Source organism: uncultured Methanospirillum sp., from assembly GCF_963668415.2.
Taxonomy (GTDB): Archaea; Halobacteriota; Methanomicrobia; order Methanomicrobiales; family Methanospirillaceae; genus Methanospirillum.
The window spans coordinates 1749844-1769789 of sequence record NZ_CAXXDL010000001.1 but is presented as its reverse complement, the minus strand read 5'-3'; the positions used below and the strand labels follow the sequence as shown (position 1 = coordinate 1769789).

Here is a 19946-nt window from a genome sequence, read left to right as displayed (position 1 = left end):
CATCTTTTGTCTCCTCTGATGATATCATTGCCGCAGCGTGAGCCTTAAAAAGAGGGCTGTTATGAGTGTATCTTTTTCAGAAGCCATGCCATGTTATGGCCCAGCAGCTCCATAGTCGCGAGCCCTTCCTCATCGCCTTCCACATCCCCGGGGTTCCCCCCGAAACCCATATTCCAGTAACTTGACCCCGGGATGATCATCTGGGAGATTAGGAAGAAGTGGTTGATGGTATCAAATGCATGGATTGCCCCACCCCTGCGTACAGAGATTATGGCTGCACCCACCTTTCGCTGAAAGAGATCGCCGTTCGCCTTCCCGATCATACCGCAGCGGTCAATGAACGCTTTCATTTCAGCGGTAACATCAGCAAAGTATGTCGGAGAGGCGAGGAGAATGCCATCTGCCTCAATCATCTTTTGTACGAACTCATTCAGGCAGTCTGAGGTGATGACACAGGTCTCATCCTGGTTCTCGTAACACTTGTTACAGGCTGTACATCCCTGGAGAAGGCTGCCCCCAATCCTTACCAGTTCTGTCTTGATCCCTTCCTCCTCAAGAACAACAAAGATAGTTCTGATCATCCTCTCACAATTCCCGTCTTTTCTGGGACTCCCTGAGAATGCAACCACTTTCATATCAGATGGATGTGATGTGCAGGATAAAAAACCAGACCACTGATTTGGAGTAACGCATGAAGGGGTTGTCAGGGTAAAAGAGGGAGTTAGAAGAAGGGCCCTGTAAGGTTATAATTCAGGGCAGAAAACAGAATCCCAAACGCGAGAAGAACCATTGCAATATAGACCGGAGTGTTCCAGGGAAGGATCTTTGCACCATCCAGAGGGCCGAGGGGCAGAAGGTTGAACGCTGCAATCATTGCGTTGATCCTGATTCCCATGATCCCGACCAGTGCAACCTCGAATATACCGAGATTCAGCCCGGCAATCAGCAGGAGAAAGAACGGGATCAGAAGAAGCAGATTACTGAGTGGCCCGGCCAGTGATATCTTCCCGTTCTCTTCCTCTGATATGTGGGAACCATAGATCATGGTTGCGCCGGGTGCGGCGAAGACTACCTTTGCAAGTGCAGCTACTGCGACGGCCACAACAAGCATTGTGGTGTTCATCTGAAACTCTGCCCAGTATCCATACTTCATTGCAGTGAACTTGTGGGCCATCTCGTGTACAATGAACGCAACTCCCGCAGTCACCATCGAGATCAGGAACATTTCAAGGATCAGGGTCGGCACAAGTCTGCTCGTCCCGATCATAGCCACGGTGAACGCCGCAGAGAGCGCAAGCCACGCGATCAGAAGATCGCGTCGCTCCCTCTGCGGTATTTGTTCCCAGATATGCATGGCTATCAGGTTCAGCATCTGTCGATAAATAAAATCAGGGCCATCGGTTCATGTACGGGTGCTTGTGCAGGGAAGATCCGACGCTCTTATTTCTGCGAGGCAGATATCTGTACTCAGGATATGACACTGGAGGAACTCAGGGATGAGATAGAGGCCGTTGATCTCGAGATCATAAGGCTGATCAGAGCGCGGATGGAAATTGCCATTAAGATCGCAGAAGAGAAGGATACAACCGGTGCTCCAACCCGTGATCCCGAACGCGTAGAAGTGGTTCTCAGTCATGTTGCCAGGCAGGCTGAACAGTCCGGCATCGATCCCGGTCCAATCAGGGACATCTTCAAAACACTGATCCGGATGAGCGAGGATCTACAGGACAAAAAGCGGGGAGTTGAGTGACGGTCAGTTGATTCAGACCGCACCTGACAATACAAGAAACGCGAAGACAAGCAGAAGCATTCCGGTAAAAAGTTCAAGTTTCCCCGGGTTCTTTTCTTTTCCTTCTTCACTCTCTTCCGCCGGGATCCACCAATAGAAAAGAAGGATGATCACGAGAAGCGGTACGATGAATGCGAGGTTATACAGGAACAGGTACACGAGACCCTGAACGATGTTCACCTTAAACGAGATCATGTCCTGGATTGCCAGGTAAATTCCGCCGGTGCATGAAAGTTCGAGGACACCGGTGAGGAGGCCAAGAACAAAAGCACCAGGTATAACCATCGTTTCCAGTCTCCCGAAGAATGGTTTCTCTACAGCCCCGGAACCATTTGATTCAGATGCTCTGGAAGAGATTATTCCATTCCTGATCCAGAGGAGTCCCGCTCCTGCTGCGATTATTCCGGCAATGAGCGAATACCCCCTGAGAATTCCGGTGATCGCAGCAAGGCTGTAGATGCCGGTTCCCGAGATGAAGTATATGAAGTAGACCGCACTGGTGAACACAGTACCTGCAAGAAGTATTCGCTGTTTCTGTCTGATAGTCATCAGCAGGATGAGCAGGAATACAAGCACCGCGGATGCACAGGGGTTTATTCCATCAACCAGCCCGGCGATCAGGACCAGAGGGATGCTGATGACATTCCAGGTACCTCTCTTTGTCTGAACAGAAGTCGTATTCTGCCCGGATGGACCAGTTTTTTTATTCTGCTCGTACCAGGTGACCAGTTCGTCAAAGTTCTCCCTGATTGCAGACTCCCCTTCAAGTCCTGCATTTCCGATGAAGACCGACGGGACCGAGACATACTGACGGTGATATTCTGCTTTATACTGCTCAAACAGGCTCTTGCCTTCACTGCTATTGAAGAGATCATACGATGTGATCAGTATCCCCGGGTGAGCGGCACTATACTCATTGAGGTAGGTCATCGCAAGGTGACAGGCTCCGCAATGGGTGTTATAAAAAAAGGTTACAGAGTAGTCGCCAGGAGTGGTATTCGGATCAGAGAGGATAGTTTCTGCAGGATGATCACCAGTGACATCACTGCCATTCTTGAGAAAGACACCTGCTGAAACAGATCCGGTGCAGAGTGTCAGTACAATAAGCAGACCGGTCAGCATCGGGATGAGTGCCCGATAGTGCCGACAAGGCTGCTTTTCATCCATCAGAGGCCGACCTCCTTCATGGTGATCATCGTTCCCACACCCTCAGAAGTGAAGAGCTCGAGGATGAGGTTATGACTGATATTTCCATTGATGATATGGGAATACGGCACTCCATCCTGGATCGCGTGAAGTACAGCCTGGACCTTGGGGATCATACCTTCAGAGACAACACCGGTTGAAATCAGTTGCTCAGCATCAGACTTGGTGATCTGCCGGAACACCTTTGTACGTCCCTTGTCCATGATCCCGTCGACATCGGTCATGCTGATGAACTTGTAGGCCTTGAGTGCAATCGCGATCTCACCGGCGGCTGTATCTGCATTGATATTGAGATCGTTGCCTGCACGATCGATGGCGAGAGGGGCGATGACAGGGATGTAGCCGCTATCAAGCAGGGTATTCAGGATGTCAGGATTGATCATCTCGATCTCTCCCACGTGCCCGAGATCGACCTCTTCTTCTCTGTTGTTCACCCTCACACGCTGCCGTTCCATCTTGCGGGCGATGATCAGGTTCGCGTCGTTGCCAGAGATCCCGATCGCCTTTCCACCTGCCTTTGAGATTAAGGATACAATGTTGGTGTTGATCTTGCCGACAAGAACCATCTGGGCAACTTCAAGAGTCTCATCATCGGTGATCCGGAGGCCACCAACAAACTTCGGCTCTTTTCCGAGGGCCTTCATCTTCTCGGTGATCTCAGGACCTCCACCGTGAACAAGGACCACTTTGATCCCGACCAGTTGAAGCAGGACAACATCGCTGACAACGGTATCAAGGATCTCCCCCTCGACCATGGCGTGACCACCGAGCTTGATCACCATGGTCCTGCCATGGAACTTGCGGATATAGGGCAGGGCCTCCATGAGGACGTCTTCACGTTTCATGTTGTGTACTTCCCGTTAATCTCGACGTACTTCTCGGTCAGGTCACATCCCCATGCCACTGCCTTCCCATTTCCTGCTGCAAGATCGAGCTCGATCTGCACCTCTCGACCCCCGAGTGCTGCTTTTGCGGTGCTCAGATCTTCAGTGAGCACCCCTCTCTCGCAGACCGCTGACCTGCGATCTGAACCTGCAATCCAGCAGGAGACTTTCTCTGGATCGAACTCTGCACCTGAACGCCCTGCTGCTGCGACGATCCGCCCCCAGTTCGGATCCTCACCATAGATCGCGGTCTTGACAAGAGGAGATCCTACCACAGTCCTGGCGACAAGGTCTGCCTCATCCTCACTCCGGGCATTCCTCACGATAACCTCGATCAGTTTGGTTGCTCCTTCACCATCACAAGCTACCTGCCGCCCAAGACTGATGCAGCACTCTTCAAGTGCTGATGTAAACTCATTTAGCGGCACCTTCCCGGCAGCTCCGGTTGCAGTGCAGAACACGACATCATTGGTGCTGGTATCACCGTCCACGACTACCCGGTTGAAACTTCGCCTGACCGCGGTCTTCAGAGCGGTCTGAAGATCTGGTGCACTGATCTCTGCGTCGGTGTAGACATACCCGAGCATGGTCCCCATATTCGGGGCTATCATCCCTGAACCTTTGCAGATACCGCCGATGGTAAATCCCTCACGGGTTACCAGGGAGTGTTTCTCAACAAGGTCTGTGGTCATGATCGCTTTTGCAGCACTGATCTCTGCAGATGGGCTGTGTGCAAGATGAGGTGCGATCTGGTGGCACTGATTTCTGATGAGTGGAAGGTCGAGGTACCTACTGATAACACCGGTACTCGCAACTCCAACCTCAAGCGGATCGAGCGAGAGTTCTTCTGCAGCGATCGAGGCCATCTCTTCAGCATCGTTGATACCCCGCTGACCGGTCAGGGCATTGGCGCATCCACTATTTGAGATCGTCGCCGCAAGAAGCCCTCGCTTCATCCGCTCCTGCATCAGGATGACCGGAGCTGCCCGTGCAATATTTTTTGTGAAAACTGCTACTGCAGTGCCTTCAGCCCTGATAAGAGCTAGGCCGTACTTTCCTTCCTTTATGCCTGCTGCAGATACTCCTTCTACTGCACAGATGGACTGCATCTCACTCACGGGATTCCGCTCCTTTTCCACCAGAGATCGCCCAGACGATATCTTCCCTGGTGATGATCCCTTTCAGTCTGTCACCGCTCACTACCGCAAGCCGGTCGATCTTCTTTTTGAGCATGAGTGCCGCAGCGGCTTCAATATCCTCTTCAGGCGTGATTGTGATGACCGGGCTACTCATGATAGAGCCCACATTTTTGCTGCCGATATCGGTGAGGGCCTCTTTCGTCCGTTCCCAGTTGATGAACTCACGGATCGGAAGTTCGATCACCTCAAGCGGTGACGGCAGCCAGAGGTCGTCAGAGGGACCTTTGGTCATGAGAAGTTTGAGCAGATCAGTCTCGGTCACCATGCCAGCGAGGCGGTTGCCATTCATCACCGGTACACCACCGATATGTCTTTTCCGCATGAGTCCCCCGATCGAAGAGACGGTATCATCAACACTACAGGTCACCGGGTCCGGGGTCATTGCATCTTTTACTAACATCTGTATTCTACGGCAGAATCGCCGGGCTCCATAATCCTTCTGTCTCTTTGAACCCGCACATGAGGTTCATATTCTGTATTGCCTGACCGCTTGCTCCCTTGACCAGGTTGTCTATTGCAGATACAACAACGACCCGTTCCTCTGATGCTTCTACCATCAGATCGCAGAAGTTGGATCCCCGTACTGCATTCAGGGACGGGCGCTGGTATCTGACAAACGGTTCATTCTTGTAAAATTCCCGATAGAGCCGCTCTACTTCCTGCTGTTCCACCGGTTCGTTCAGGAGAATATGGGCTGTGGTCAGGATACCACGGTTCACCGGAAGAAGATGAGGGGTAAAATATGCCTTGGCTCCTGACTTCAGAAACCCGAGTTCCTGACGCATCTCTGCTAGATGCCGGTGACTCGTCAATTTGTACGCAGTCAGGTTGTCACCTACGTTAGGGTAGTGGGTGGTTTCAGAGGCATTGTCACCTGCACCAGATACACCTGACTTTGAGTCGTAGATGATTGTGTGGGCACGCCCGGCGAGCGGTGCTGCTGCGAGGGTTGCACCGGTCGGGAAGCATCCGGGGTTTGCGATAAAGGATGCATTTTTGCACTGCTCACGGTGCAGTTCGCAGAGCCCGTACGGAGCAGGGAAGTATGCAGTATGGGGCACCCCGTACACCTTCTCAAACACCTCTTTTGAGAGTCGGTAGTCAGCCGAGAGATCGATGACCTTGATCCCCTGCTCAATCATGGAGGGAGCATATGCCATCGCTGCTGTGTGTGGCACTGCCAGGAAGGCAACGTCCACATCAAGAGATGAGACCTCGGGGTTCGTAAAGGTAAGATCAGTAAACCCGGTGAGATGGGGATGCCGGGAGGTCACCGGCTTTCCGGCCAGTTGCCGGGAGGTCGCACAGACCACCTCAGCCCGGGGATGTGCATGCAGGAGCCGGAAGAGCTCCCCCCCTGTATAGCCGGAAGCGCCGATAATGGCAACTTTCATACTATTAATATCTGCTTTGCATCGGGTATTAACCTCCCTTCCCCTCTTCATGGTCATCATCAGGAGGTCAGGGTGGTAAAAACAGAGTCCTCAATGGCTCATGGGAGGTTGTTTATCGCATCGAAGCGAAAAAATGTACAGACATATTTTCAGTTTACACTTCTTTCCTTCAGTAATGAGAGACAGGTATCAGAACACCAGGCATGAGAGAATGCCACACCAGATATGACATCATCCCAGGAATCAGGTAACGGACAACGCGAGAAGCCAGGGAGGGTAACTCCGGCTATGCAGCAGTTTTACGAGGCTAAACGGCAGTACCCGGACTGTGTCATCTTTTTCCGTATGGGTGATTTCTATGAGACCTTCTGCGAGGATGCAGAGATCTGTGCCAGGGAGATGGAGATAACTCTCACCTCCCGGGGAAGGATGCCTGACGGGCAGGACATCCCGCTTGCCGGTATACCGTTCCACGCCCTTGACGGGTATCTCTCACGGATGATCAGCCGTGGATACAAGGTCGCCATCTGTGAGCAGATCGAGGATCCCAAGAAGGCAAAAGGGATCGTAAAGCGTGATGTGGTCAGGGTGGTCACACCGGGAACTGTGATCGATGCTGCTCTGCTCTCGGGAGAGGGTGCCAGGTACCTGATGGCAGCAGTCCCTGATAAGAAGCGAAAGCGGATCGGGACTGCGTTTCTTGATATCTCGACCGGAGACTTCCAGATATCAGAGGTTCCTGCAGACGGGTACGGTGAGGAACTGAGGGCAGAGGTTGTAAGGTTCAGACCTGCTGAGTGCATCACACCAAAAGCAGCTGAACAGGAGATCGAAGGATCATTAAGACGACTCATTCCCCTGATATCACCACAGGATCCCTCCCTGTTTGATCCAAAAGGGGGAGAGGATCTCCTCTGCCGGCAGTTTGGGATCAGTTCACTGGACTCACTTGGCTGCAGCGATATTCCTGCGGCCGTGACTGCGGCAGGAGCCGCACTCGCATACGCCCAGAAGACACAGTTCGATCCTCTCGCTCATATCAAGTCCCTCTCACGAAACCTGCAGTCAGAGTACCTTGTGCTCGATGCAGTAACTCTCAGAAATCTAGAGGTCGTCTCCAACATTCGGGACCGGACCGAGGAAGGGACGCTGGTCAATACTATAGACATGACCCAGACCCCCATGGGAAGGCGTCTGCTCAGGCGATGGATTACAGCACCGCTGAAATCTGTTGAGGCTATCAACCAGCGGCTTGATGCTGTGGAGTTCTTTACCCATGAGACCATTCTGCGTCAGGATCTGAGGCAGATTCTCCACAGGTATGCGGATCTAGAACGTATTGCGGGCAGAATCTCGTATGGCAATGCAAGTCCGCGTGATCTGGTGACTCTTAGTAATGCACTCATGGCTGCCTCATCGGTCAGGACACTCTTTCAAAGTTTCACAGAAATTCCTGAATCGATCAGAATCTCTGCCTCCGGGATCCCGGATCTTGAGTCTCTTGTGACACTGATCGGGCAGGCTATCGTTGACGATCCACCGCTTCTGATCAGAAAAGGAGGTGTCATCAGGGACGGGTACCATGAAGAACTCGACCGGCTCAGGTTGATCTCAAGGGACGGACGCCAGTGGGTTGCTGATCTGGAGCAGCAGGAGAAAGAGAGGACAGGGATCAAGTCCCTGAAGATCAAGTATAACGCAGTTTTCGGATTTTTCATCGAGATCACCAAGGCAAACCTCTCATCAGTCCCTCCTGATTATGAACGACGCCAGACCACAGCCAACGGTGAACGGTTTACTATTCCTGCACTCCGCGAAGTTGAGTCCCAGATTGCAACTGCTGATGAACGCCTGTTAAGCTTGGAGGAAGAACTCTACACAGCCCTTCTTGCCACCCTGCGAGAGCATGTCTCTGCTCTCCAGGAGACAGCCCATTCAATCGCAAGAGTAGATCTCTTTGCAGGTCTTGCAGAGGCTGCATTAAAGTTCGGGTATGTAAGACCCCACCTTATCGACGAGCCGACACTGCTGGTACGGGAAGGTCGGCATCCGGTTGTAGAAGCCTCTCTCACCAATGGTTTTGTGCCCAATGACGCAGAGATGAGCGCTTCCGGCGAGCAGATCCTGATCATCACCGGTGCCAACATGGCCGGAAAGTCCACGTATATGCGAAGTGTCGCCTTGATCATCGTGATGGCGCAGATGGGCAGCTTTGTTCCGGCAGGGTACGCAAAAGTCGGGCTAGTGGATCGGATATTCACCAGGGTCGGTGCGTTTGATGATCTCGCAAGTGGCCAGAGCACGTTCATGGTGGAGATGCTCGAACTCGCCACCATTTTGAATCATGCAACCGAACAGAGCCTTGTTATCCTTGATGAGATCGGGAGGGGTACCAGCACGCTTGACGGGTACTGCATCGCTCGGGCAGTGCTTGAGCACCTGCATGGAAAGAAGAACAAGGGGCCGAGAACCCTCTTTGCAACCCATTTCCATGAACTTGTCGGGGTTGAAACGGATTTAAAAAGGGTGAGAAACTGCCACTTTGCAGTCAGAGAAACAGACAAGGATGTGGTATTTCTCAGGAAACTCATACCTGGTGCAACGGATCGCAGTTATGGTATCCATGTAGCCGATCTTGCCGGTGTTCCGTCTCCGGTTATTAAGCGGGCCGAAGATCTGATGAAGAAGGTCATGAGGGGTGAGGAGTCACCGGGAGGCGGAGTGAAGCGTTATACCCAGATGATCCTGCTTGATGCCCCGGCTGCTCCTCTATCCGGACCATCAGAGCCTGATCCCATCAGGGAAGAGCTTGAATCTATTGATGTGAACTCGCTCACCCCGCTTCAGGCCCTCTCCCTGCTTGCCGATCTGAAGAGCAAGGCAAAGGATCAGGCGTGACTGTTATATCAGTTCCTCATATCAGGGTCCTGGACGGGGAGACGATCAACCAGATCGCAGCAGGGGAGGTGGTCGAACGACCGGCATCCATCGTCAAAGAACTCATCGAAAACTCAATTGATGCCGGTGCAGTCACAATCACGGTTGAGATCAGTTCGAACAGAAAAGAGATCACTAGGATACGAATCATTGACAATGGTCGCGGGATACCCACCGATGAGGTTACCCTCGCCTTTTCTCCTCATGCAACAAGCAAGATCCAGACCGCAGAAGATCTGAACACCTGTCATACACTCGGATTCAGAGGAGAGGCACTCGCCAGCATCGCAGCCATAGCGTACGTGACGATTGTGACCCGGTTCCGCGATGAAGACGCAGGAACCCGGCTCATAATCAGCGGCGGGGAGATCCTTGAACAAGGCGCAACCGGAGCCCCAGCCGGGACCACCCTGACAGTAGAGGAGATCTTCTTCACCACCCCGGCAAGGAGGAAATTCCTCAAAAGTCTTGCTACCGAACTTTCCCGGATCTCATCGGTGATCGAGGTTTTCAGCCTTCTGTACCCGGTGATCACCTTCAGGTACATCCTGAACGGACAGGAAAAATCCACAAGTCACGGAACCCGGACCCTCGGAGAGGTGCTGCGGGCTTTGAGGCCTGATGAAGCAGGGCAGATGATTCCAGTCAGCGGGGACGAGCATGGAATCGGCCTAGAGGGATTCATATCACACCCCGAACTGATCAGGCAGAATACCCAGCGGATTCTGGTCGCGGTCAACGGGAGAATGATCGTTTCGTCGCGGATATCAGGAGCGATACGTGCAGGATATGGAACACTCATTCCGTCCCACTCGTTCCCGGTTGCTATTCTTATGATAAACCTGGATCCTGCCCGTGTGGATGCCAACATCCACCCGACCAAACGGGAGATCAGGATCTCCGATGAGCCAGAGTTTCTCAGATTCATCACATCCAGGGTGAAAGAGGCGCTGCATGGCCATGATCTTTCTCACTCAGGGTTTTCTGATAAGAGAGAAGCCCCACTGATTGCCGATGTACAGGAGCATGGTATTCCTACTCCAGTATACCGGATGTTAGAAACTCCTGCACAAAGGGTCTGTGAGGCCACCCTTGCCGGGTACAGGACTACCGCACGACAACTGAGGCAGACACGCCTCCTGATGGAACCGGCAGGAACAGAAGACGAAAACCGCTTCCCCACTCTGACCTATATCGGCCAGGTTGCTGCAACTTACCTTCTTGCCTCAAACCATGCCGGTGATCTAATCCTCATCGATCAGCACGCTGCCCACGAGCGGGTCAGGTATGACCAGTTGAAGAGGGAACAGAGGGAAGGAACACTCTCACAGGAACTGCTCATCCCGATAGTTCTTCAGTTGACCACATCAGAAGCTCATCTCCTAGGTGAGATCAGATCAGATCTTGAGGAGGAAGGATTTCATCTTGAACCGTTTGGGAAGGATACCTGGTGTGTAAGGAGTGTCCCCGTCGTGCTCGGGCGATGCGAGGACCCTGATGCAATCAAAGAGATCATTTCAGGTGCCCTCAGCGGAGGGCAGGAGAACAGGATGCAGGAGTCTGTCTCCCGGCTGGTTGCCTGCCGGGGGGCAGTCAAGGCTGGGGTCATCCTCACACCGGAACAGGGAGAGGAGATCATAAGCCAGCTCTCCCGTACATCTGAACCATACACCTGTCCACACGGGAGGCCTACCATAGTCTCATTCACCAGGTCAAAGTTGGAAGAACTTTTCAGGAGAAGATAGAGATGTCAGGCATGAATGTGATTCTTCCAAGCGGATTGTGAAGGTTTGTCTGATGATTCAGCATCGCCTTGAAACCGGGGTAAGTCAGGTCTTCCTAGGCTCTAATCCCGATGATCTTGAAGCATTTAGAGGAATAATACACGAATTTTATGCCAGGATGAGGCGCCCAATGCCGTGGCGTGATGAGATTACCCCGTACCGGGTTGTGGTATCTGAACTCATGTTGCAGCAGACCCAGGTTCCAAGGGTGATGGAGAAATTTCCACTTTTCATCAGCAGGTTCCCGGATTTTTCATCGCTCGCAGATGCACCACTTGCAGATGTACTGGGAGCATGGCAGGGTCTCGGGTATAACAGAAGGGCAAAATATCTCCATGGCCTCGCGCGCTCAGTGGTAGATGACTGGAATGGAATTCTTCCAACAGAACCCGAAATCCTGATTACATTTCCCGGAATAGGCAGGGCAACTGCGGGATCCATCGCTGTATTTGCCTTCAACAAGCCGGTCATTTTTATTGAGACCAACATCAGAAGGGTGTTTATTCATCATTTTTTTGCTGATGGAGAGAAAATTGCCGATTCTGACATCCATCCTCTTGTGGAGACGACGATTGATCGAGCAAATCCCCGTGAGTGGTATTATGCCCTGATGGACTACGGCACATGGCTTGCCCGCAGGGTAGAGAATCCAAACAGGAAAAGTCGCCATTATTCCAGGCAATCCGCATTTGAAGGATCAGATAGACAGATCAGAAGTAAACTTTTAAGACGGCTGCTTGATGAGAAAAGAACCCTTCTTGAAGTTCTCATTCAAAGTTCTGGTGAAGATACACAGCGGGTGCGGCGAATACTCGCAGGAATGATCCAGGACGGTCTTCTCTATGAGAGTAATGGAATCGTAACAGTTGCAGAATAGAATCCAGATTTCGTTTATTTTTTATTTTTTTGAGCACATCGACACAAATTTTTAAAAAAAAAGTCCATTTGATGCAGTTTATATGGCCTAAACATGAACACCACCAGTTTTTACCCTGGATTATATGCCTAAAGGCTGTTCAAACGATCTACCCCATACAACCGGGTTTAAACACATTTATCCCATTATGCCAGGGGATCTGCCTGCCATTTTAAACTTTCAAGGATGTCATGCTGCCTTGGATGCAGCCCGGTAATAACCGTTCGATCATTGCCTAACCCTATAAGGCGTATCTTGGCGAGATCAATCATGATCTTCTGGACGCTTGACACACTCAGAAGACCTGCGGACTCAAACTGACGTTCAACCCACCGTTTAAGCATGAGACTGATGAAGGCAATGAGATAGAGACCCTGCCTTATCATATCGGCATCCACAGTGTGAGGATATATCTGGAGTCTGCTGACAACAGTACTAAAGAAGAGTTCATCTTCCTTCTGTTCAGACGTCCATTGCATACATTGATCCCATTGAAAATCTCCTCCCCCATAGAAGAGAACAGATATTCCTGCATCACGAAGCTGGCGGGAGACTGCTTTCTGTTTGATGTTGACATTGAGCCGGTTCTCCTCAACTTTCCACTGAACAAAGGGCTCATATCTCCCTGCTATGTCCTGGACAGCAGCAGCAGGATCGGTCCATTTATAAATAGGCGTATTATGAAGGCTGTCAAGGATGAGTTCCAGATCCTCGCTGTACTCATTTCTCTCCTCTTCATCCTGTCTGGGACTATAACAGACATACCCGTGCATCTGCACTGATTCCACCGGAACAGTAATGGGAACCACGAAAAGTGTCTCACCCCTGAATATCTTCAGGTTCTTCGGGTGCATAAGTTCACTGCGTCGCCGTTTTATCTCGTCTCTCACCAGTTCATTATCAGGATTGATCGGGATCACAAAGGGAGTTCCACTAAATATGAGACCGTAGATGTTCATTGCAGAGTTAAACTCCCTACCAGAGATCAGGGCCGTACTTCGGTAATGGAAGATGTGCATCCCTGCCACTGCATTCTTTACCAGCCTTGTTGCAGTCAGGTTCTTAGGATGGGGGAGATATGCCGCAGGAATACTTATATTCCGGTCATAGTAGAGCGAGATCTGATCAAAAAACTGTGTATTTACCTGTTGCTTCCTTCCTGATGTGGAGAAGCGGAGTTGGGGAATCATCAGGTCGTACACTCTGCTATCCCCGCTTTCCCGCCTGCTAATACAGGTGCGACAGATATCCATCGGAAGGCCTGATTCTCCCAGTTTTTTGAGTAGTTTTGAGACGGTCTGGGATGATATTTTCAACCCGGGATAGATTCGTGAGAGGGCTGTTCCCTCAAACCATGCACCGGGATTATATATTGCGTCAGGACAGATAAGAGCAGTAATCGCAAGAGTAAGACATATCCGAGTCTCATGTTCTGTGAGGTGTGCCCCCAGAATCTCGGAAAGTTCTAGTGACCGGATGGCGTTAAGGTACGGAATCAACTCCCCGTACACGTACACACGTTCAGGACTCTTTGCCTTCTCCCGTACACGGACGGGTTTTCCATCCACGTACTTTCCCAGGTATCTGCTTTTTTGCCTGGTTCTCCGAGTTTCTTTGTCGTAATAATAGGTTATTTCGTACAGGTAATCATGCCCGTTGATTTTCTTGACCCGGGTGGTAGTCTTCACATAGCATAATAGGCAGTCGTTTTATTTATTCTTGTCTCATTTCACAAGGAATAAAGTTAATATTTGACCAACATTCGGGTTGCCTAATCTTCGACCACCAATTATTGCCCGGTTTCGATAAATGCCCATCAATCGCCCCCAAATTTAATATAGGTCTAAAATAAACTAATTATTACCTCTCTGCAGCAGACAACGTAGTGATAACACATCCCCCCATCCGAATAACACCTGACGCATACATGTGAAATACCTCATTTCACACCCCCCATCAAATGCGGTTATCACTCCTGTTGTTGTAGGAGGGCATTGTTCGATGAAGACCCCATTGGTCCCTGTGAAACCTGAATCAACCGGTTGACTGCCCAAAGGTCACCACGGGGACCAATCCCTTTTGAAAAATTTGTGTTAAAGAGCCGGAGCCTTGGCAAAATCGGGGTATGCCGGAGGAAGCAGAAACAGGATATACATTCCTGATGTAGCCTTGGGCGGGACGTCCACAGTTCCTTCAATGATCTTCTCTTCAGGATATCCGATATCCTGACAGATCACCAAACGGTATTCAGGATGTGAATGTAGCTTTTTTACAAGACTGTCGATCTTAAAAGAAGGATCTGTAATCAGGCAGAGTGAGCGACCCCGTCTGACTTCATCACAAGCAGTACACATCGCATCATCGTGACCGCGTCCGTGTGCTGTAAGCACCAGGAGGTTTGTCAGGGAAGTATGGAGGCGTGCAGCACCAAGTTGTACTGAAGAGATCCCGGGAATAACCTCCCCAGGGAGATATCCGAGGCCCGATAACATGGGGTCTCCTGTCGACAGGAGAACAGCCTCGCCAGGAAGAGATCTGAGAGCCTTGTAATCCTCTATGACCCTCACATCACATCCAGCGGGGATCTTTTTCTCAACAAGTGATATGGCCCGCTCTGATCCCACGATGAGGGTTGCTGATCTGATCACCTCTTCAGCCTGGCAGGTGAGGAGATCCGGACCGCAGCCAACCCCGACGATCTTCATGGTGCCTCCCTGATTATTCGTCCTTCACGATCAAGGATTACTATCCTGGTTTCGGGGTGATCGGCACAGAAACCTGACATTGACTCCTGCGCACGCCGATCAAACTCATCCGTCCCGATCATCTCCTCAACTGTTCCATAACCAGAACCATCAAGAAATGCAGGGTTTATGAATTTCAGGATCAGTGCGGGCAGCCCGCACAGGATCGCTTCCCCCTGCACATGGGCAAGCGCCGGACCGATCCGGGACCCGACCAGGACCACTTCATGACCTGGAAAGAGAAGACGCGAGTGCCTGAGCCCGACCCTTCCGGTGGTTAACACAACACTACTGGCGCCAGATATCCGGTTTATGATAGTCTCTTCCAGGTGATCATCCCATGGCTCAACAAAGCCGGTCGAACCAAGGACCGAGATCCCACCAACTACTCCCACCCTGGCATTGAGCGTCAGGGAGGCAATACGAACTCCATCCTCTGCAGAAAGGGTTACCCTGACACCGGAAAGCCCGGCTACCTCAAGTGCTTCGGTTATGGCAGATCGGATTTCTGCAAATGCCGGAGGACTGATTGCAGGTGCTCCCTTCGGGTATCGCGGGTTTTCTCGATCCCATCTCCCAATACCATCCCCGGCAATAATCTCAACGACAGCTGTAGCCGGTACTGCATATGCATGAAACCTGATACCTGCAGTGACATCATCAGGATAGTCACCTGAATACTTTTCAGAGACTCCATGGCCATCCTCACCTTTTGCTTCCACCGGAACCCTGATGCCTGCAGGTGTCATAACCGTGATGGGGCCGGAAACAGGATCTTTCAGCGAGAGGACCGCGGCTTTCACTGCTGCTGCAGCGGTTGTTCCGGTGGTGAATCCACGCATCAGGATCGTTCCGTCAGCGGTAAGAACCGCAAGACCTGATTCCGCTTCCATTAGTGCTTTGGAATTGGTGCAGGCATTCACCCATGATACGGGGTATACAAACCCGCTCACCGGATCGATCACAAAATCACCGCTTATTGCCTGGAAACAAACATGGTGATGATCTCGTTCAGCGCTGCCACTGCAATTGGCGTTCCTCCACGCGTACCTTCGTTTGAGATGGATGGAATTGCGACCGCCCGAAGTACTTCCTTTGACTCTGCAGCATTTACAAAACCAACAGGTGTCCCGATAACAAGTGCCGGGCGACAACCACCGCGAATCATATCACATACAACAAGAAGTGCAGAGGGTGCATTCCCAATCATAATGATCGAACCATCAAGTTGATCACGTGCTGCCAGGAACCCGGCTGATGTCCGGGTTATGGTGCCAGAGTCTTCTGATCCGGACGGGATGTCCAGAACACAGGTTACCCGGCTTGAATGTCCCTTCTTCTGAATACCCGTCTCCACCATCCTGATATCGGTAAATATCGGGGCTCCTGCAGAAAGGGCAGCAAGGCCTGCAGGTATTGGATCATTGCAGAACCGCATCAGGTCAGCCATGGCAAAGTCACCAACTGCAATTGAACACCGCTGCCTGATCCTATCCTCAGGAGTCTTATCACCGATGGCTTTGCGAGCCATCTCCCTTGAACGGGATGATATTGAGTATCCCTCCTGCGTGTCTGCGCCGATATCAATATAGGTATTTCCGGTGGTATCCCCGGGGCGTAATGATTCCTCTGACATCCTCACCTCTCTTCCAGATTCTTGTCTCTTCTCCACCAATAAAAACAACGGCGTGCATATCTATCTGATCCTCGATCTCCCAGACTTTTCCGAGCGTGGTATACAGTACCAACTCATCCTCCCGGTACGCATTCCTGACTATGCCCACTGGTGTATCAGGCGAGAGATAGTTCAGTGCAAGAGCGACTGCTTCACCGAGTTGTTCAGTCCGGGTCCTGCTCTTAGGGTTATACAGAACCACAGGCATCTTCACTGAGAACAATGCCGAAAGTCTCGACCTTATCACATCCCGCGGGGTGAGAAGATCTGAGAGACTTACCACGGCAAAATCCCCGGACAACGGAGAACCCAGTCGTGCAGCACCAGCAGTTGCTGCGGTAACTCCGGGAACGATCTCTACCGGTATCGCAAGGCCGGTATGATCAAGAACCTCAAGCACGATGCTTGCCATTCCATACACACCCGGATCACCGCCGGAGACCATGGATACACTCGTGGTTCTGGCAAGGTTGATGCACTCTTCTGCACGATCAACCTCTTTTCCCATCCTGCTTCTGACGACATTCTTCCCGTCAAGCAGATGGCTGATCTGATCAAGGTAAAAGTCGTTCCCGATGACAACTGCTGAATCTGCAATCACCTTTTCAGCACGACGGGTCAGCATTTCAGGCGACCCGGGACCAATTCCAACAATATAGAGCCTGCCCGTTATTGGTTCATCGGGCGAAGGCAAGGGTGACATTTCCATAGACTTTCTTCTCCATTATGAGTTCTTTTTTGTATGATACCGCGAGGGCAGCTGGTTCGGCAACACCAGGAAGACCAAAACGCTCAGCTGCAGATTCAGACGGCACCGATTCTCTGCAGAGTGTCTCCTGATCAAGATAGATCAGATTACCTCCAATCTCCCTGATTGCATCGGTCAGACCCTGTTCATGAAGTTTCAGAGTGGTGGTGGCGTAGATACTGATATCAGAACGTGTCAGAGTTGCTGACATGAGGGCCTCATCAATTGCCTCAACGATCTCCCTGGATGTTGCCCCTTTCCTGCAGCCGATGCCGGCTGTATAGGGTGCATCAGAGACGAGAAATGAAACACCCCCACCAGCAATGACCATACCCGGCCCTTCAACAGAGTAGATGCCTGCAGTTCCAGTGAGTACCGCAGCATTTGATCTCCGGGTTGATCCAGGATTAACAACGCGAAGGCCCTTTTCCTCAGCAATGCCCTCCGCCGATGCCCTCCCGGTTGCTTCAGTGGCGGTTGTAATCACCGGGATCAGGCCCAGTTTTTTCTCGAGTTCATACGCGAGGTCATTTGCACCATGATGCCCCCCTGATATCGGAATTACATACCTCAAGTCCGGGCTTACCACAACGACTGCGGGATCACGCCACTTGTCAGTGAGAAGCGGGGCTATCTTTCGCACCACGATCCCGATCGCCATAAGGGCTACGATCCGATCTGCTGTGCTAATGGTATCAGTAAAAACCGAGTCGTGATATGCAACAAAGGAGCCGCCGAGCGCTGATGCAATCCGCTCTGCAGGTTCTGAAAAATAAGGAAGAGCGGTAACGATGGTTCCTGTCATGAATATAATTCAGATCTAACATGGCCGGGAAGTTCATCGCCAAAGACCTCTCCGATAAGCAGGAGCGCTGAACGGCATATTCCCGCATCCTTTGCCATTTGTGCAATCGTTCCCACCGTTCCCCTGATAATCTGCTGATCCGGCCAGGTAGCATGATAGATGACCACCGCCGGAGTCCCGGGTGGATGCGACACCTTTGCAACCACCTCATTCAGACGATCGGATCCAAGAAAGATCGCCATCGTTTCCCGGTGCAGTGAATATTCCCTGATGTGATCATGCTCAAGAGTCTTTCCAGCTGGCCTTGTGATGATGACCGACTCTGATACACCCCGCAGAGTAAGTTGGGTCTGGAGCGCTGCAGCAGCTCCGAATAGGGATGAAACCCCGGGAACTACCTCCGTAGATATTCCTTCTGCCTTGAGTAGATCCATCTGCTCGATTATTGCCCCGTAAAGTGCAGGGTCACCGGAATGGAGCCTCACTACAGTTTTCTCATCCCGGCAGGCCTTGACCATCAGCGGAGTCATCTCTTCGAGAGACATCCCGTTGCTATCATATTTTTCAGGTGCGGGTGATCTGTTGACAAGATCCGGGTTTACAAGAGAGCCTGCGTAAACCAGGAGATCAGCTGACCTAATCAGATTATTTCCTTTAACCGTGATCAGATCGGGATCTCCCGGCCCAGCACCGACAAACCATACCGGTTTCATGGTTCCTTCTCCGCAAACAGGAGTGAGAAGTAATTGCTCTCATCAGGAAGATCATCCCTCCAGATCTTCATACCTTCCATGTACATCCGTTCAACAAGAACAAACCTGCTGTATCCTTCCTTTTTCAACCGTTCTGCTGCCTCACGCGGACGTCTGACTTTCATCTGGATTTTCACCAGCTCCGGGCTGCCATCAGAGACAGAGAATCCGCCATTGATTGGTTTTTCAGTCACAGATGTGAGAGCTGTGATTGAACTGACGCCTGGAACCGTGCTGATCTGGATGTGAGGGTGCTTCTTCTTGAGAACAACACAAAGCCTGGAAAATGTTGAAAAAATATTTGGATCACCGATGATTCCGAACACTGCATTACCTGTTTCGGCAACAGGAGCAATAATCCCGGCATTCTCTTCGATCTGTCTTGATATTGCGGCCTCATCATGGCTCATCGGAAAGGAGAGTTCGACCGGGGTGCAGTATGGCTCAACAAGGCTCCGCGCAATTCCTCCGGGAACAAAGACGCGATCTGCTTCACTCAAATGTCGTACCGCAGAGAGCGTGAGCAGTTCTGGATCCCCGGGACCAAGCCCGACAGCAGTCAGCATCCGGTACCACCACAGATAATAAAGACCGGATCAAGCGGTTTGAGCATGATGCCTGATCCAATTGAGTAACTTCGGGATATTTGTGCCATGACGACCTCCCTGAACAAACCGTGCTTCTTCAGATAAGATACTGCAGTATTGACGGTTTCAAGCATCACTGCGTTGATTACCAGGGATCGAACTTTGAGTTGCGCGAGGGCATCTATCATTTCACCAAGCCCCTGTGATCCTCCTACAAAGACACTATCCAGATGGTCCACAGTTGAGAGAAATGTTCTGACATCCTCATGAAATACTGATACATTAGAGATTTCGTTTGCCTGTGCTTCCCGTTCGGTCCAGGTACATGCCTCGACACGTCGATCAACAGCAAGAACCCGTTTCACCAGCGGTGCCGCCTCAAGGGATACCCGACCGGTCCCACAGCCGAGATCTGCAAAGATATCATCAGGAGAAAGATTCAGTTTAAATAGGGAGATTGCAAGGATTTCATCCTTGGTGGGACCCCCTGCAGGTGGCCTGCCTGGTATATCAGTATTCATAGGCT

20 protein-coding genes are annotated in these 19946 nt (G+C 51.3%); 4 read left to right on the top strand and 16 right to left on the bottom strand.

Features of this window, described 5'->3' with window-relative positions:
* Positions 1–59: 59 nt before the first annotated feature.
* Positions 60–635 carry a flavodoxin family protein gene (locus ACHZA2_RS08255; protein ID WP_319579314.1) on the bottom strand — a complete coding sequence of 192 codons (576 nt, stop codon included), beginning with the start codon at positions 633–635 and terminating at the stop codon, positions 60–62.
* 86 nt (positions 636–721) lie between these two features.
* A complete protein-coding gene (locus tag ACHZA2_RS08250) occupies positions 722–1372 on the bottom strand; it encodes a peptidase M50 (RefSeq protein WP_319579313.1) in 651 nt (216 codons plus the stop codon).
* 102 nt (positions 1373–1474) lie between these two features.
* On the opposite strand from ACHZA2_RS08250, the gene ACHZA2_RS08245 reads away from it, so the two are divergent.
* Positions 1475–1750, top strand: a complete 276-nt coding sequence (locus ACHZA2_RS08245; RefSeq protein WP_319579312.1) for a chorismate mutase — start codon at positions 1475–1477, stop codon at positions 1748–1750.
* Positions 1751–1762: 12 nt separating this feature from the next.
* Here the strand turns inward: ACHZA2_RS08245 and ACHZA2_RS08240 are convergent, their stop codons facing one another.
* From ACHZA2_RS08240 to argC, 5 genes are read right to left on the bottom strand one after another with little or no spacing between them, the layout of a single operon-like run.
* Positions 1763–2956 carry a hypothetical protein gene (locus ACHZA2_RS08240; RefSeq protein ID WP_319579311.1) on the bottom strand — a complete coding sequence of 398 codons (1194 nt, stop codon included), beginning with the start codon at positions 2954–2956 and terminating at the stop codon, positions 1763–1765.
* Complete coding sequence (gene argB / locus ACHZA2_RS08235) at positions 2956–3840, bottom strand: acetylglutamate kinase (RefSeq protein WP_319539268.1); 885 nt, start codon at positions 3838–3840, stop codon at positions 2956–2958. The genes ACHZA2_RS08240 and argB overlap by 1 nt, the downstream gene beginning before the upstream one ends.
* Entirely contained in the window at positions 3837–4988 is a 1152-nt protein-coding gene (gene argJ, locus ACHZA2_RS08230) for a bifunctional glutamate N-acetyltransferase/amino-acid acetyltransferase ArgJ (protein ID WP_319579310.1), read from the bottom strand. The genes argB and argJ overlap by 4 nt, the downstream gene beginning before the upstream one ends.
* Position 4989: 1 nt before the next feature.
* The gene (locus ACHZA2_RS08225) at positions 4990–5478 is read right to left on the bottom strand and encodes a CBS domain-containing protein (RefSeq protein WP_319579309.1); all 489 of its coding nucleotides are present in this window, start codon (positions 5476–5478) and stop codon (positions 4990–4992) included.
* A gap of 7 nt (positions 5479–5485) precedes the next feature.
* Positions 5486–6472 carry an N-acetyl-gamma-glutamyl-phosphate reductase gene (gene argC, locus ACHZA2_RS08220; RefSeq protein WP_319539271.1) on the bottom strand — a complete coding sequence of 329 codons (987 nt, stop codon included), beginning with the start codon at positions 6470–6472 and terminating at the stop codon, positions 5486–5488.
* A gap of 225 nt (positions 6473–6697) precedes the next feature.
* Between argC and mutS the strand changes: the two genes are divergently transcribed.
* The 3 genes from mutS to ACHZA2_RS08205 are packed head-to-tail and all read left to right on the top strand — an operon-like array spanning position 6698 to position 12070.
* On the top strand, positions 6698–9370 hold the full coding sequence (mutS, locus tag ACHZA2_RS08215) for a DNA mismatch repair protein MutS (RefSeq protein WP_319579308.1): 2673 nt from the start codon (positions 6698–6700) through the stop codon (positions 9368–9370).
* On the top strand, positions 9367–11154 hold the full coding sequence (gene mutL / locus ACHZA2_RS08210; RefSeq protein ID WP_319579307.1) for a DNA mismatch repair endonuclease MutL: 1788 nt from the start codon (positions 9367–9369) through the stop codon (positions 11152–11154). The genes mutS and mutL overlap by 4 nt, the downstream gene beginning before the upstream one ends.
* 52 nt (positions 11155–11206) lie before the next feature.
* Positions 11207–12070: an A/G-specific adenine glycosylase gene (locus tag ACHZA2_RS08205; protein WP_319579306.1), complete on the top strand. Its 864-nt coding sequence runs from the start codon at positions 11207–11209 to the stop codon at positions 12068–12070.
* Between the two features lie 185 nt (positions 12071–12255).
* Here ACHZA2_RS08205 and ACHZA2_RS08200 read toward each other — a convergent pair whose 3' ends face one another.
* From ACHZA2_RS08200 to cbiT, 9 genes are all read right to left on the bottom strand, one after another.
* Positions 12256–13797 carry a hypothetical protein gene (locus ACHZA2_RS08200; RefSeq protein WP_319579305.1) on the bottom strand — a complete coding sequence of 514 codons (1542 nt, stop codon included), beginning with the start codon at positions 13795–13797 and terminating at the stop codon, positions 12256–12258.
* Between the two features lie 405 nt (positions 13798–14202).
* Positions 14203–14814 (bottom strand): cobalt-precorrin-7 (C(5))-methyltransferase, encoded by a 612-nt coding sequence (locus ACHZA2_RS08195; protein ID WP_319579304.1) that lies wholly within the window; start codon positions 14812–14814, stop codon positions 14203–14205.
* Positions 14811–15818: a cobalt-precorrin-5B (C(1))-methyltransferase gene (locus tag ACHZA2_RS08190; protein ID WP_319579303.1), complete on the bottom strand. Its 1008-nt coding sequence runs from the start codon at positions 15816–15818 to the stop codon at positions 14811–14813. Before ACHZA2_RS08190 ends, ACHZA2_RS08195 begins: the two co-directional genes overlap by 4 nt.
* Before the next feature lie 11 nt (positions 15819–15829).
* Positions 15830–16489 carry a precorrin-8X methylmutase gene (locus ACHZA2_RS08185; protein ID WP_319579302.1) on the bottom strand — a complete coding sequence of 220 codons (660 nt, stop codon included), beginning with the start codon at positions 16487–16489 and terminating at the stop codon, positions 15830–15832.
* Positions 16437–17237, bottom strand: a complete 801-nt coding sequence (cobJ, locus tag ACHZA2_RS08180) for a precorrin-3B C(17)-methyltransferase (protein ID WP_319579301.1) — start codon at positions 17235–17237, stop codon at positions 16437–16439. The genes ACHZA2_RS08185 and cobJ overlap by 53 nt, the downstream gene beginning before the upstream one ends.
* On the bottom strand, positions 17206–18081 hold the full coding sequence (gene cbiG, locus ACHZA2_RS08175; RefSeq protein WP_319539280.1) for a cobalt-precorrin 5A hydrolase: 876 nt from the start codon (positions 18079–18081) through the stop codon (positions 17206–17208). The genes cobJ and cbiG overlap by 32 nt, the downstream gene beginning before the upstream one ends.
* Complete coding sequence (locus ACHZA2_RS08170) at positions 18078–18794, bottom strand: cobalt-precorrin-4/precorrin-4 C(11)-methyltransferase (RefSeq protein ID WP_319539281.1); 717 nt, start codon at positions 18792–18794, stop codon at positions 18078–18080. The genes cbiG and ACHZA2_RS08170 overlap by 4 nt, the downstream gene beginning before the upstream one ends.
* Positions 18791–19399, bottom strand: a complete 609-nt coding sequence (locus ACHZA2_RS08165; RefSeq protein ID WP_319539282.1) for a cobalt-factor II C(20)-methyltransferase — start codon at positions 19397–19399, stop codon at positions 18791–18793. The genes ACHZA2_RS08170 and ACHZA2_RS08165 overlap by 4 nt, the downstream gene beginning before the upstream one ends.
* Positions 19393–19941, bottom strand: coding sequence for a precorrin-6Y C5,15-methyltransferase (decarboxylating) subunit CbiT (gene cbiT / locus ACHZA2_RS08160; protein WP_319539283.1), 549 nt, complete (start codon positions 19939–19941; stop codon positions 19393–19395). Before cbiT ends, ACHZA2_RS08165 begins: the two co-directional genes overlap by 7 nt.
* Positions 19942–19946: the final 5 nt, after the last annotated feature.

What these genes read in the sequence shown, in the direction of transcription:
- ACHZA2_RS08170 (WP_319539281.1), bottom strand. Translation starts at nt 18,794, where the DNA reads ATGAAACCGGTATGGTTTGTCGGTGCTGGGCCGGGAGATCCCGATCTG.
- argC (WP_319539271.1), bottom strand. Translation starts at nt 6,472, where the DNA reads ATGAAAGTTGCCATTATCGGCGCTTCCGGCTATACAGGGGGGGAGCTC.
- ACHZA2_RS08245 (WP_319579312.1), top strand. Translation starts at nt 1,475, where the DNA reads ATGACACTGGAGGAACTCAGGGATGAGATAGAGGCCGTTGATCTCGAG.
- ACHZA2_RS08240 (WP_319579311.1), bottom strand. Translation starts at nt 2,956, where the DNA reads ATGGATGAAAAGCAGCCTTGTCGGCACTATCGGGCACTCATCCCGATG.
- ACHZA2_RS08185 (WP_319579302.1), bottom strand. Translation starts at nt 16,489, where the DNA reads ATGTCAGAGGAATCATTACGCCCCGGGGATACCACCGGAAATACCTAT.
- ACHZA2_RS08255 (WP_319579314.1), bottom strand. Translation starts at nt 635, where the DNA reads ATGAAAGTGGTTGCATTCTCAGGGAGTCCCAGAAAAGACGGGAATTGT.
- mutS (WP_319579308.1), top strand. Translation starts at nt 6,698, where the DNA reads ATGACATCATCCCAGGAATCAGGTAACGGACAACGCGAGAAGCCAGGG.
- cbiG (WP_319539280.1), bottom strand. Translation starts at nt 18,081, where the DNA reads ATGACAGGAACCATCGTTACCGCTCTTCCTTATTTTTCAGAACCTGCA.
- ACHZA2_RS08205 (WP_319579306.1), top strand. Translation starts at nt 11,207, where the DNA reads ATGATTCAGCATCGCCTTGAAACCGGGGTAAGTCAGGTCTTCCTAGGC.
- ACHZA2_RS08225 (WP_319579309.1), bottom strand. Translation starts at nt 5,478, where the DNA reads ATGTTAGTAAAAGATGCAATGACCCCGGACCCGGTGACCTGTAGTGTT.
- argB (WP_319539268.1), bottom strand. Translation starts at nt 3,840, where the DNA reads ATGAAACGTGAAGACGTCCTCATGGAGGCCCTGCCCTATATCCGCAAG.
- ACHZA2_RS08250 (WP_319579313.1), bottom strand. Translation starts at nt 1,372, where the DNA reads ATGCTGAACCTGATAGCCATGCATATCTGGGAACAAATACCGCAGAGG.
- ACHZA2_RS08165 (WP_319539282.1), bottom strand. Translation starts at nt 19,399, where the DNA reads ATGCTGACTGCTGTCGGGCTTGGTCCCGGGGATCCAGAACTGCTCACG.
- ACHZA2_RS08195 (WP_319579304.1), bottom strand. Translation starts at nt 14,814, where the DNA reads ATGAAGATCGTCGGGGTTGGCTGCGGTCCGGATCTCCTCACCTGCCAG.
- argJ (WP_319579310.1), bottom strand. Translation starts at nt 4,988, where the DNA reads ATGCAGTCCATCTGTGCAGTAGAAGGAGTATCTGCAGCAGGCATAAAG.
- cbiT (WP_319539283.1), bottom strand. Translation starts at nt 19,941, where the DNA reads ATGAATACTGATATACCAGGCAGGCCACCTGCAGGGGGTCCCACCAAG.
- cobJ (WP_319579301.1), bottom strand. Translation starts at nt 17,237, where the DNA reads ATGGAAATGTCACCCTTGCCTTCGCCCGATGAACCAATAACGGGCAGG.